Annotated in this window: 12 protein-coding genes; 4 read left to right on the top strand and 8 right to left on the bottom strand. The window is 33.4% G+C overall.

Features of this window, described 5'->3' with window-relative positions; translation table 11 throughout:
• Positions 1-35: 35 nt before the first annotated feature.
• The 4 genes from MKX73_RS03335 to MKX73_RS03350 form a co-directional block, all read right to left on the bottom strand.
• Positions 36-683: a recombinase family protein gene (locus tag MKX73_RS03335; RefSeq protein WP_340716291.1), complete on the bottom strand. Its 648-nt coding sequence runs from the start codon at positions 681-683 to the stop codon at positions 36-38.
• The gene (locus MKX73_RS03340) at positions 655-1,242 is read right to left on the bottom strand and encodes a hypothetical protein (RefSeq protein WP_340716292.1); all 588 of its coding nucleotides are present in this window, start codon (positions 1,240-1,242) and stop codon (positions 655-657) included. The genes MKX73_RS03335 and MKX73_RS03340 overlap by 29 nt, the downstream gene beginning before the upstream one ends.
• A gap of 111 nt (positions 1,243-1,353) precedes the next feature.
• Positions 1,354-1,563: a hypothetical protein gene (locus tag MKX73_RS03345; protein WP_340716293.1), complete on the bottom strand. Its 210-nt coding sequence runs from the start codon at positions 1,561-1,563 to the stop codon at positions 1,354-1,356.
• Positions 1,564-1,602: 39 nt separating this feature from the next.
• Entirely contained in the window at positions 1,603-1,857 is a 255-nt protein-coding gene (locus MKX73_RS03350; RefSeq protein ID WP_340716294.1) for a hypothetical protein, read from the bottom strand.
• Positions 1,858-2,118: 261 nt separating this feature from the next.
• Here MKX73_RS03350 and MKX73_RS03355 point away from each other — a divergent pair, with 261 nt between their 5' ends.
• The 4 genes from MKX73_RS03355 to MKX73_RS03370 all read left to right on the top strand — a co-directional run bounded on the left by MKX73_RS03355 (position 2,119) and on the right by MKX73_RS03370 (position 7,822).
• Complete coding sequence (locus MKX73_RS03355; RefSeq protein ID WP_340716295.1) at positions 2,119-5,064, top strand: Eco57I restriction-modification methylase domain-containing protein; 2,946 nt, start codon at positions 2,119-2,121, stop codon at positions 5,062-5,064.
• A 59-nt stretch (positions 5,065-5,123) separates the two neighbouring features.
• Complete coding sequence (gene istA, locus MKX73_RS03360) at positions 5,124-6,677, top strand: IS21 family transposase (protein ID WP_340716296.1); 1,554 nt, start codon at positions 5,124-5,126, stop codon at positions 6,675-6,677.
• Positions 6,677-7,429, top strand: coding sequence for an IS21-like element helper ATPase IstB (istB, locus tag MKX73_RS03365; RefSeq protein WP_340716297.1), 753 nt, complete (start codon positions 6,677-6,679; stop codon positions 7,427-7,429). Before istA ends, istB begins: the two co-directional genes overlap by 1 nt.
• Positions 7,430-7,495: 66 nt before the next feature.
• Positions 7,496-7,822 (top strand): hypothetical protein, encoded by a 327-nt coding sequence (locus MKX73_RS03370; RefSeq protein ID WP_340716298.1) that lies wholly within the window; start codon positions 7,496-7,498, stop codon positions 7,820-7,822.
• A gap of 301 nt (positions 7,823-8,123) precedes the next feature.
• Here MKX73_RS03370 and MKX73_RS03375 read toward each other — a convergent pair whose 3' ends face one another.
• The 4 genes from MKX73_RS03375 to MKX73_RS03390 form a co-directional block, all read right to left on the bottom strand.
• Entirely contained in the window at positions 8,124-9,383 is a 1,260-nt protein-coding gene (locus tag MKX73_RS03375) for a replication-relaxation family protein (RefSeq protein ID WP_340716299.1), read from the bottom strand.
• Between the two features lie 264 nt (positions 9,384-9,647).
• The gene (locus tag MKX73_RS03380; protein WP_340716300.1) at positions 9,648-11,075 is read right to left on the bottom strand and encodes a cell division protein FtsZ; all 1,428 of its coding nucleotides are present in this window, start codon (positions 11,073-11,075) and stop codon (positions 9,648-9,650) included.
• Complete coding sequence (locus MKX73_RS03385; RefSeq protein WP_340716301.1) at positions 11,072-11,461, bottom strand: hypothetical protein; 390 nt, start codon at positions 11,459-11,461, stop codon at positions 11,072-11,074. Before MKX73_RS03385 ends, MKX73_RS03380 begins: the two co-directional genes overlap by 4 nt.
• Positions 11,462-11,924: 463 nt before the next feature.
• Positions 11,925-13,373: a virulence-associated E family protein gene (locus MKX73_RS03390; protein WP_340716302.1), complete on the bottom strand. Its 1,449-nt coding sequence runs from the start codon at positions 13,371-13,373 to the stop codon at positions 11,925-11,927.
• Positions 13,374-13,376 lie beyond the last annotated feature (3 nt).

Here is a 13,376-nt window from a genome sequence, read left to right on the forward strand (position 1 = left end):
CCTCTTCCCATAGATTTAAATAAGAGAAATAGCAGCTATACTTCAGCTGCTATTTCATGTTTATATTGCTCAATAATTTTATAAAATGTATTTTTCTTTAACCCAAGTAATTTTGCAAATGCTACACTAGTCAGCTCTTTCCTACTCCACCGTTCATAATTATCTTCCAACTTTTTTCGAGTATCGGGAGTCAACGAATTCAAGTTAAACGCAGGCCGACCTAAATGCTTTCCTTTAGCTTTAGCAGCTGCTATGCCCTCTTTTTGACGAACAAGGATTTTATTACGCTCCTGCTCTGCTACATACGCTAATAGTGATAAAAACTGATCTTCCATTAATTTTCCTAGCTCATTCATTTCTTTGAACTTCCGGCTATCAAAGAGTGTCTGATTATCTAAAACAACAATGTCTGCACCAATCGAACGCGTTATATGCTTCCATTCCTGAATTATTTCATCGTAATTGCGACCCAACCGATCTAGAGAATCTAAATAGATTAAATCTCCCTTGCGAGCAATGCTTCTCATTACTTGATATTGCTCGCGATTAAAATCTTTTCCACTCGCTTTATCGATAAAGATAAAGCGTTCTTCTATCCCAAGTTCAAGCATTTTAGTGATTTGGCGATCAATATTTTGTTCTTTTGTCGATACCCTAACGTACGCTAATGTTGCTTGACTCATAACTGTCTGATTGCTCCATCGTTTTTTCTGTACCTTCGACTTGAATTACATCATTAGAATTATGAAACTCTAAATTCTTCATCGGCATTTCAACTACTTTATCTTTTTTTACAAATTCACTAAACTTTACAACATCCAATAGGTGTAATGATTGTTTTAACAAAGTATTATCAAGAATTTCTGAAAATACAAAAATAGCATTACTTTCATCGCAAAACGGATTATTATTATCAAAAGTATCAGATAAAAAGTTGCTATTTAAAATAATTTGTTTAATAACTACTAATGCTTCATCATTATCATAATATTTATTAATCAAAGTTACTAAGTCCATTGTTGCAAAATTTTCCTCTCCATTATTTTTAAAATATTGCTCTTCCTTTAAAATACATGCTAAAAAATTTAATTTTAATTGATTTTTAAAATCTGCCATCCAAACCTCTGAAGAATCCTTCAAAAGACGAATTCCTAATTCTTGAGTAACAATTTTTGTTTTTAAACTTAAACCTTTCTCCGTATATTCCTCTTCTAATTTTTTAATAGTTTCTCGTAAATTCATAACATAGCCTCCTAAGAACATTTGTTCTTATATATATTACCAGAAGATTATGAATATTGCGATAATATTTTAAATAAAAAGAAAGAACTTAATAAATAAGCTCTTTTAATTTTATAAACGGTTATTTAATCGTTCATTTATAACAGAAGTTAAGTATCCCTGCATAAAACGTATTGGATGTTTAGCGATAATCGGTATGCCATTTAAAACAACAAGTACAAACCAAACTACCATTTTAAATTTGATATTAGCATCTTTAGAAGACTGTGCAAGTTCTACCATTTCCTCTGGGCTTAGCTTCGTTAATCGATTTAGCTGCATATAAACACTCCTTATGAACCCTTCATTTCAAAAGTAATATTAACGTTGAATAAAATTCCTTAACACAATATGAATATAAGTTTTCGTAAATTTCACCGGATTTTTAAAAAATACTGGTAACACATTAACCATAACCACTATAAATGTTAAAATGCTACCTTTAATTCCTGAATTTTTGGGACTATTAACAACCTCTCTAAGTTCATCTGCCGTTAAGTTATACCATTCATTCTTTATCATATAACCCCACCTTTTATCTACATTCGATAAATTTGCTATTCGATCTATTTTCACAACATTTACCACCATCAGTTATGAAATATTTTAGCACCATAAAATGTTTAAAAAGGTATGCGAAATTATAAAAACGTTTATAAATTAAAAATGGAGCCTTTACAAACGGATTAATGTAAAAGAAAAGGCATTCCTTAAAGGTATGCCTTTATAAAATACAAAGTATCCCAATTTCCAAAAAACTGTATAATGTATAAAAGACCGTTCATTCTTCAAGAACGGTATAATGGAAGTATATTAGAAGGTAAGGAGTGACTACAGATGCAGAATTACATTTTCAATAGAAAATACCTTGCGGATCAACTTAAATATTTTGCAAAAGAAGATATTGAAGCATTTGATCAACGACATAAAGTAATAAAAAATTGGAATTATTCCCTTACACAAAGTAATCTCGATAAAACAAAAGAGGTATCTGTGCAAGGAGACTTTCTACATCAAATACTCACATTAGTTTTAGGATACAAAGGACGTATTGGAGAAAGTCTATGGCATTTACAAGCGGAAAAAACTACAGAGGTCGATGGAACGGTGGCTGACGGTTCCCTTGGTTTCTATTCAGACTCGATAAGTGATACGAGAGTAGTTATCGAGCTTAAAGACGCAAGAACGGACTTAGACAGAAAGCAAAAACGCGAAAATAATCAATCCCCTGTTGAACAAGCATTTTCTTATCAGTATAAGCACCGAAACTGTAAGTGGGTGATTGTTTCCAACTTCAAGGAAATACGTCTCTATAATGCCAATACAATGACTGAGTATGAACAATTTTTTATGGGTGAAATGGCCACGGACGAAGAACTGTTTAAAAAGTTTTATTATCTTTTAAATCGTGAGAATTTAATAAATCGTGACGAACCATCTACTATTGATAAGTTGTATGTGAAAAACGAAGCTGAACAAGAAGTTATTTCTGAGAAGTTCTATTATGACTATAAAAATGTTCGTCTTCAATTATATCGGCATCTAACTGAGCACAACCCTGAGATTGATGAGATTACTATCTTCGAAAAGACACAGAAAATCTTAGACCGTTTCATTTTTGTTTGTTTCTGCGAGGATTCGAAATTATTACCTGAAAATGTATTTAAGAAAGTTGTACTTGCAGCCAAACAAGATTTCGGTATAAGTGAAATAAGAATTTGGACTCAACTTAAAAACTTATTTGCTTCCATTGATAAAGGTAATCAACCTATGAACATTAATCGTTTTAATGGGGGATTATTTAAACCTGATGTAATTTTGGATGCTTTGGTCATCAAAGATGACTTCTTTCCATTATTTGAAAAAATAGCGGAATATGACTTTGACTCAGAACTTGATGTGAATTTACTAGGCCATATCTTTGAGCAATCCATCTCCGATATTGAGGAATTTAAAGCTCTAATACGTGGAGAAGAATTTGACAAGAACAAGAGCAAGCGGAAAAAAGACGGGGTTTTCTATACTCCTACTTTCGTCACCCAATTTATTGTTCGAAAAACTGTGGGTGAATGGATTGAGCAGAAGCGTATAGATATGGGTGAAGAAGATCTTCCAGAACTTACTGAGGAAGACTTCGATGAATACGAAAAGAAAAAAAACAACAAAAGAATAAAAAAAATAACCAAGGTCGAACAACACATTGATTTTTACACCAAGCTTCAAGATACGATTCGTGAAATCAAAATTCTTGATCCAGCTTGTGGTTCTGGAGCCTTCTTAAATGCTGCATTTGATTTCTTGCACCAAGTTGGAACAACTGTAAACAATAAACTTGAAGAATTAACAGGCCTTCCTAGTTTATTTGAATTGGATAAGCACATCCTAAAGAATAATTTGTACGGTGTGGATTTAAACAGAGAGAGTGTTGAGATTACCAAGCTTTCTTTATGGCTAAAAACAGCCAACAAACGCGACCCCCTTACATCATTGGATGAAAATATTTTATGTGGGAATTCGGTAGTCAGCGATCCGAGCTTTTCCGATAACCCTTTTCAATGGGATAAATCTTTTGAACACATTTTCGCAAAAGGCGGTTTTGATGTGGTGATTGGTAACCCACCTTATGTTCGTCAAGAGCTAATTGTGCCGATTAAAGCTCACCTGCGCAAAGAATATGAGACCTATCACGGCAGAGCAGATTTATATGTTTATTTCTTTGAAAAAGCATTCCAAGTACTAAAACCCGGCGGTAAGATGGGGTATATTTGTTCTTCTAAATATACAACGACTACTTATGGACAACCATTGCGGTCTTTTCTGTTAAACAAGTCACGCATCCACTATTTTATGGATTTTGACGATTTGGATGTATTTAAAGGGATTATAGCCTATCCATCTATATTTATTGCGGACAAGGAAGCGGAAGTTGAGAAGCAGGAAATTCAATATTGTTATTTTGATGAATTAGATCAGGCACTTGATGCCTATTTTGAACGCCAATGGCGACCGTTCCTACAATCTAATATGAAGCCAGATGTATGGAATTTTCTTGAAGATCATATTAATGAGCTGAATGAGAAACTTTTAACCAACTACAGTACTCTTGAAGAAGTTTTAGGACGACCAAAGGCTGGAGTTAAGACAGGAAAAAATCCTGCTTATATCTTGACTAAAACAGAGGCTTCAAGATTAATTGAAGCTGATGCCAATAATATTGATATTATCAAACCGTATTTGAACGGGAAAGATGTAAAGCCTTATAACGTTATTTCCAAGTTTTCAATCATATTTCCTTATATAGAAAATAAGGAAATAGGTGAGCTTGAATTAGTTGATATAGAAAATTATCCTTTAATTAAACAACATTTGGAGCAGTATAAGGAGGATTTAGAAAAACGCGCCATTATTAAGGATGGATTAGCTAATGGTTCGAAAAAGTGGTATGAATACCAACAAATCAATAAGTCCTTCTCTTTCGATAAGGTTTATATTACTTATCCAGATATCGCAAACAGAAGCTGTTTTGCTTTGACACAAGGAAAGATATTAGATATGACACTTTTCTGGACGGAAGCGCCTGATCCTTACCGTGAACTAGCTATCTTGAATTCTTCTGTATTTAATTTCTTGTTTAACTTAATTTCTACTGATGCTAGGGGCGGTTATAAGCGATTTAAAACTGTGTTTATGTCCAAAATTCCTTATGCTAATGAAACAAAAGATGCAGAATTAAGCAACTTGGTTGTATTTGTTAAGCTAAAACTGAGCCACAAACGCAATTGAAATGTGAGCCACTTTATATCAAAATAATCCTAACTGTTAAAAGTTAGGAGGATATAGAGGTGATCAGTTTGGAGAAAAAGCAATTGGTATTGATTGAGTACTACCAGCACAATACAAGTCAGCGTCAAATTGCAGAGAAGCTTAATATGTCACGAAATACTGTTAAGAAATATATCGAACAAGACTTAGCGGCAAGACAACAAGATACAAGGAATTTACCGATTACAGATAATTACGTTACGCCTCCGGCATATAAAAAGCGTAAGGGAAAAAAGAGAGCTTTAACAAATACGGTGATGAAGCGTATTCGCGAGATGATGAAACAGAATGAAAATAAGCGTGAAGTAAATATGCATAAGCAGCAATTAAAGATTATTGATATACATGACAAACTTTTAGATGAAGGGTTTAAAATCGGCTATACGACAGTTCGCAATTTCGTGAATCGTGAGGAAAAGAAGCAAAAGGAAGTATTCATCCGCCAAGAGCCTAAAGTTGGTCGTGAAATTGAGTTTGATTGGGGAGAAGTAAAGTTATTTATCGATGGAAAACTAAGAAGTTTTTCAATGGCCGTATTTACTCTAGCCTATAGTAACGATCGCTTTGCGCGACTCTACGAATCAGAAACAATGGTTTGTGTACAGGATGCACACGTAAAATGTATCGAAGCTTTAGGCTTTGTGCCACACGTTTTTACATACGATAATATGCGTACAGTTGTCAAAAACTTTATCGGTTATGATCGTTTTATTACCGACGGTATGAAAAGTTTATCCTTGCATTATCATTTTCAAATACGACTTTGTCAGCCTCGTAAAGGCAATGAAAAAGGCCATGTGGAGCGAAGTGTGGAATACATACGTCGCAAAGCATTTGCGCATCGAGATACGTTTGTTTCTTTAGAAGAGGCACAGGAGTATTTAGTTTCTATTATCGAAAAATTAAATGGTCGCGTTCATTATTTGAAAGAGAAAACACATCATGAATTGATGTTGGAAGAAAAAGCTGAACGAGCTGGCAGTTTAACAGCGGCACCGTTCGACCCTGCAGAATTAGTGGAGCTACGTGTGGATAAATATAGTACGGTTACCTACCGTCACAATCGCTACTCTGTACCCGAGGGGCATGTAGGAGAATACATTAAGTTAAAAGCTCGTGCAGAGGAAGTGCTTCTATTTAGCGAAGGTGAATGCATCGCGAAGCATAAACGAAGCTGGCAAGTTCATGCCTGGGTGATGAATATCTACCACTATTTAAACACCTTGGAAAAGAAAAAAGGTGCCTTAGCCCAAAGTGAATGTTTGAGCCAAGCACCAAAAGATATAAAAAATATCTACCACCGCTATTATATCGGAAATGAAAAAGATTTTCTAGAACTACTTGTTTATGTCAAAGAACGAGATTGCCTAACAAGAGTACTAGAAGTCATTACTGAACTAGAAAAGAACCCTTTGGTTCATCTAACAACGGAAAAAATCATTTTCTTAGCAGAACAGTCAGCTGAAGTACGTACTGTTTTAACTGGCCAAGATGATGTCACCAGTCAATCTTTAGATAATTTATCTTCATTAGCAGCATTATTTCATTCTAAAGGAACAGGAGTGGTTCATTAATGGACAAGCAAAAAGAGATGATTGAAATGTGTAAAGAATTACGTTTACCAAGTATTCGTTCTTTACTTGAACAAGAAGTATTATTTGAACAACATACAACCCCGGCTGACTTTCTCTATTTCGCTTTAAAACAGGAAATGGAGGACCGATACGTGCGAGCAAAAGCTAATCGAATTCGATTAGCCAACTTCCCAGAGAAAAAGCTATTAGAGGAATTAGATGTAGAGGCACTGCCGCAAAATGCGGCGGTTCGCCTTCCTCATTTGAAGGAACTAAAGTTTATACAGGAGAAGCAAAATGTATTATTAATTGGCTCACCTGGTACCGGTAAAACCCATCTTGCGATTGGATTAGGCATTGAAGCCTGTTTAGCGGGCTATAAAGTGTATTTCACAAGTGTAGCATCACTTGTGAATCAATTAAAGGAAAGCCGTTCTGCGAGAACATTGCGCTCCTTTGAACTAAAATTTGAGAAGTATGATTTAGTCATCATCGATGAACTCGGGTACATTTCATTCGATAAAGAAGGAGCAGAACTTCTGTTCACGCACTTATCGTTACGTGCCGGTCGAGCAGCGACAATTATAACAAGTAATCTAACGTTTGAACGCTGGGAAGAAGTATTCCACGATCCAGTATTAACATCAGCTTTAACCGATCGACTCACGCATCGAGCGCACATCATCAACATGATTGGTGGCTCCTATCGAATTTTAGAAACGAAAGAATGGATCGAACAGAGCAATTTTTAGTGGCTCATATTTTAATTAACAATTGGCTCATATTTAACTTGCGAAATACACTTGGTAAAAGCAAGTATGGCACATTCAGAGGAAGAAACAAAGTTCGAAGAACGAGTACTCAGATTCATTTTAAGCAAGTTCAATTTGAAATTAATAACACCAAAATTGAATGAGTGGTATATTACTCCTTTCGAAGAAATTTTAAAAGAGCTAAAAAAGCAGAAAGTGTCTTTATCTCAAGTAGATGAATTTAATCTGTATGAATTCATTGAAGCCAAGAAAGAAGAACTTTTAGATTTCAATAGAAAGAGCGCTTCTCTTCATGAACAATTGAATGACAAGGTTGTTGAGTTATACGGACTAACTCCAGAAGAAAAACAATTGATTTTTAGTGAAGTATAAGATTTATTCAGCTGTCTTCAAGTAATCCTTTTTTGCAGTAAGCATGAAATAAATGAGACGAATAGCCAACTATCTAGATTTTTTCTGATAGTTGGCTATTTTGCACATATTGCTTAATACTTTTACCAGGGACCTTAATCTCCTAAAAAGTGAAAATAGAATTGAACACAAGTCTTTGAATGAACGTAGCGATACTATCCAAATGTATTAATGAGAACATTGTTTAATATGTTGTAGGCATAAGAATAACACTCCTTTAATGATACGTATATCTATCGAAAGTGCTGGCGTTTTGTATGCATTATTTGAAGATGGACTTACCTTCAACTTGATAGAATTTAGTTAATTTTATAATATATTTTATTTTATATTGCAAATCTAAATCTACATTTGTATTTTTAAAATTTAAAATCCAACTCTCTAATTTTTTATTCCCTAAAATTAGAGGGATAATTTCAGGTTTACTATGATAATCTAAACACTCAAATTCATTTTTTCCTTCTTGATGAAACTTAATCAACTGACGATAAAAATCACTTGTATAAAATTGAAATTTACAGCAGAAAATTAATTTCGATTTATTATCCCCTAAAACAATAGCAGAGTCATTTTCAAAAGGGAAAGCTTCCATTTCATTGGAATTTAATTGCTCCACTACCTTATCAAGATAGTAACAATTCCATAAATAATCCAAATTATCGATTTTTTTACTAAGTATATACTTTACACACTTTGGTAAATCACTTAACTTAACGAATAATAATTCTACATTTGGCCATTTACGTACATTATCTTTAATATTCATTCCTTCAAGAAAAGCCTTCATAATCGTTTCCCACCGACGACTTACACCATGGTTGGAATTTTTATCATCATAAACGAAAATAATTTTTGTAATTGGTGATTTTACATTTTCTTTAACTGCGTAATCTAAATAACCTTTATAGTTTTTAAACTTAGCCACTAATTGTGAGTATGATTCGGTCGCTCGATCAATTTCTAATGTATAAATCTCATCATCAACTTTAATTTCTACATCCGGTTTTAACATTCTATTTTCATTCTTACAAATGTAATTCTCTACAGCGTCTAGCGTCAGTCTAAATGGATATGAAGGGAGATCAGAGTCGTTACCGAATAATGTAGTAATCGATTGTAGCACTAAATGATGGTGTGCAAATTGTCGTATCGGAGGCTTATATGTATCAATGTCATATTCTTTTAGTTCCTCATGGCAAATTTCATTTAAAGGGTATTGTTGCCACATCGTTCCCGATTGAAGTGGGTTAATATTTAATAATCGATGCACTAATTCTAAACCATTAGTTGAGAGATAATACATCGATCCCATATCTTTCTCTTCTATTTTTTTCGAAGTAATAATCCCTTTTTCCTTTAGTCTTAATAATTGATTAGTAATCTGTTTTTTCTGCTGTTTAGTATAGTTTAAACTCCCATTAAAATACTGCGTTAAAACAATAGCATTTGCACCTCTACAAAAGTACAAAATCTTGCATAGTTTTTCACGTATTTCTGATGCTTGTAAATAAGAAACTTCCATGTTTAAATTCCCTCTCTTTGATGCTGTTTCTACCTATTTAGTTAGGGTAATTAAAATATGCGTAAATCCTTGCCACGAAAGGGCTTGTAAATGAGTTAACAGCTAAGTCTAAGTCTCATGAGCTGACTCATCCCCTTAATGGGGACTTTTACAATCAAAAGCCCCCCATTAAGGACAGCCTATCTGACTCATCTATACACTCACTATGAACCTCATGAATAAACTCATTAGATTACTCATGAGCTTACTCAGGAGACTGCTTAATTAAAAGGTAAAATCAAAGTCGTCTAAGATTGCTAAAATATCAGTAGGATCTTCTCCGTCTTTTGCTGGCTCTGCTGAAATAAAATCATCTAATCCTAACTCTGATAGCGTAACTTCTTCTAATAAATCCAGATTATTTTCTTCAATTTTTTCAATACCTGCGCTCGTAAAGTTGGCTTCTTTAATAGCAGAAATATATTCATTGTATTCCTGAGCTAACCCTTTTGATAAGCGTTTAGGCAAAGCATCTGCTTTGTAAAACACATACGTTGTAACTTTAGATTCATTTTTCTCTTGTACATAGCCATTAAAGATAGTTCCTGTGAATGGCAAATGCTCATATGCTACCTCAGTTGCTGCTTCCATAAATGAACCGTTTCCATAATCTTTTTTTGAATCAATTGAAGCTAGTAGGCCCATGTGATACAGCTTAGCGAATCCATTTTCTGATTGAATTTCAATCGGATCATGCATACAATTCGTCATCATTGTTTTTTCAAATAATTTAGTGATATCTAAGGCAGACTCTACAACTGTGCTAGGTACTTCTTGTTTAGAAATAAACAAACAGCCTTTTCTCTCTGTTAAAGCACGTTTTAGGTCTTCACTATCCATTACAATACTTGTGCCCCCTTGATTAGCTGCGGCATTTATTTCATGAAGCGTATTCGCGATTTCATAATTTGAGTAATCGCGATAATTATCAAAACTATCTTTTGTAGTTTGAGGCAATTGTTTAAAGTTATTATAGAAAAATTGATTATCTGGAAAAATGACAAACGATACGCCTTTTTTTGGATCATTGGCTAACTTCCAAATCTTGTTGGCAAATTTGCTTACTTGACGCAAAACATCGTGTCCTTCGTGTTCTAATGGTAAACAAGCGATAACGCCAATCTTAACAAACTGTTCTTCAGCCACTTTAAAAGCTCTTTGATTAATTTCTACTTCACGTTGCTTATAAACCTCTTCCCCAACTTGGGCAATCATTTTATCTAATACCTGTTGAATTATCGGTTTATTATGTAACTCATAAAAATCTTCAATAGTCTTAACGATTGTAGAGGTTCCAGTGCCTCCACCCAAGCCCGCAACAAAAAGGACTAAATCATCTTTTACACGAAGTTTTTTAGAGATAAAGTTATGCATGATTGATTTTACTCGTTGATCTTTTGCTAAAATCTTCTCAGCTTTCTCAGGATTTTTGCCAAGCCCACCTAAATCCAGGCTAATACGATTGCTAGGATCAATGTATCGCAATTCTTTAAAATCCCCTTCATTTGAGTTCAAAGCTAGGCAATTATATGTTTGCTCACCTTCCGCCGTTTGATATTTTGCAAAAACATCGACGATACGAGCACCGGCCTGTCCAAAACCTACCAGCGTCATATTTAGCGCAGGTTTATTTGTGATGAATGATTTAGTCATTTCTTTTTAGCCTCCATTTGTTTTAGATTGAATACTATTTGTACCCCTCGACGCGTTAATTTAATGAACTTATGTGGTCGCTGAATATCAAAATAGATTAACGATGCATACGCCAACCGCTCTACAATTTTTTCTGCTCTTTTTCTTTCAATTAACCCTTCTTCATCTATAAATTTCACTATTTTATTTTCTTGATTTTTTATAGCAGTTCTTTTTCGGATTTTTAAATTATCAGCAATACTTTTTACTGTTACATTTATTCCTGTTTGTTGACACTGCACGATGTAATAAAGAACTTTAATATTTAAGCTATCTTGTTGAATAATTTCAGTGAATACCTCACAAGTTTTTTCATCAAATTTATGTTTTTCATTAAAATAATCCATTATTCATCACCTTTATAGTAACTACGTATAGTTACTATGAATTTATATTTGCTAGTAAAACGGCAATAAATGGTGTTTTAATAAGGTTTTTCATAGTCACTATGTATAGTTACTATATTTATTACCTTTTATAAATTTACTTTTTTTATCGTTGGAATGAATCTCATGAATCTCACTTAAAACATTAGTGAGATTCATGAGACTCTAATATAGAAGTAAAAAAATAATTTTTATTACATCAAAACAATATTTTCTTTCTATATGTAAATTTACTTTTTTATCGTTAGATTGAATCTCATAGATCTCAGTTTAAACATTAGTGAGATTCATGAGACTCTAATATAGAAGTAAAAAATAATTTTTCATTACATCAAAACAATATTGTCTTTCCATTTAGCGTACAAAATTATATAATTAACATGATTATTTTTTGGCGGAAATAATCTCTCTCATGAATTTAAGTTCATTCATAGTCAAGTTCATGAGATTCTTTGTTCATATTAATTTTTAAATATAATTTTTGTTGACCATAGTGGCGTATTCGTTTTCTTTTTTGTTTACCTAATGCCCATCCCATATTTAATAACGCTTGACCAATTAACTTTGAATCTTGAGAGTTAATTGGCTTATCAATTTTCCCTAAGCACTCAGTAAAAATTTCAATCGGGCTAATTTCTATAGGTAATTGTCCTTCCCATACGTCATTTTCATCTAACGCTAAATATAATTTGAATTTATCAAAACGTTCTTGTGGGGTTAATTTATCCCAATCCACAGGACGTGGCATATTTAAATATTCTTCAATTTTCCCTTCAGTTGGATCATAATACATATGATTTTCTCGCACTCGTTCAGCCTCTACTTTCATTTCATCGGACAAATCGAGTTTTGGATTTTGCATAAATAATTGATATGCCTCTGCCCATAATTGTGAAATTTCATTTGGGGTCAATTTATCAATGGTTTGCTTTACTAAATCTTCTCCAGTTAAAATTGGAAGAAATCTACGGTTACCAGTTTTGTCGCGTAAAAATGCATATTCGTTTGTAGTTCCAACAAAAACACATTTTCGATCAAACTTCACTACTTCCTTTCCATAAGCTGGGCGAAAAACGTCATATGTTCTTGAAATAAAAGTTTTCGTTTCTGCAATTGATGAATTTGTTAGAGCCACAAGCTCATCGATTTCAATAATCCAAGCACTGATTGCAAACTCTCCACCGATTTTCGCATTTAAATTCTGTGGCCCCGGTATATGCCAATCCCCAGCAATTTTTTGCAATAAAGAAGACTTGTAAAGCCCTTGTGTTCCAATCAAAACAATCATATAGTCGTACTTAATCCCAGGTTGGAAAACCCTGCCAACAGCTGCACGGAAGAATAAGTTAGTTACTGCACGTACGTATTTACTATCCTGTACTCCTAAGTAATCGATAAAAAATGTATCTACTCGTTTTGTCCCGTCCCACTGAACCTTAGTAATAAATTCTTTAACGATATTAAATTTATTTTTACGAGCATGTACTTGAATTGCATCTCGTAATAATGATTTCCGCTGAAATTCAAATAATCGATTTAATTCATACGATAAGTTTATAAAATCTTCTTCTGTAAATTCTTTTTTACTTTCCAGCTTTTCTTCCCATGGAAAAGGTTTTACTTGATAATTTTTTCTAGTAAATTCATCAAAAGCGATTGCTTCATTTAACTTTAATCCATTAAATATAATATCCAAATTTTCTGCACCTGTTAATAAAATAGGATCTGAATTATTTTTATATACTAAAGAATTTCGTACCTTACTTACGGTGTCAGTAAAGCTTTCCTTAGTAGACAATCCATCTTCTAACATCTTAATAAAATTTAATGCACTTTCTTCTAATTCTGCCTCTTTATATCCATCTTCGTCCATATT

The sequence above is a fragment of the Solibacillus sp. FSL W7-1436 genome (genome assembly GCF_038007305.1).
In the GTDB taxonomy this organism is placed as follows: Bacteria; Bacillota; Bacilli; order Bacillales_A; family Planococcaceae; genus Solibacillus.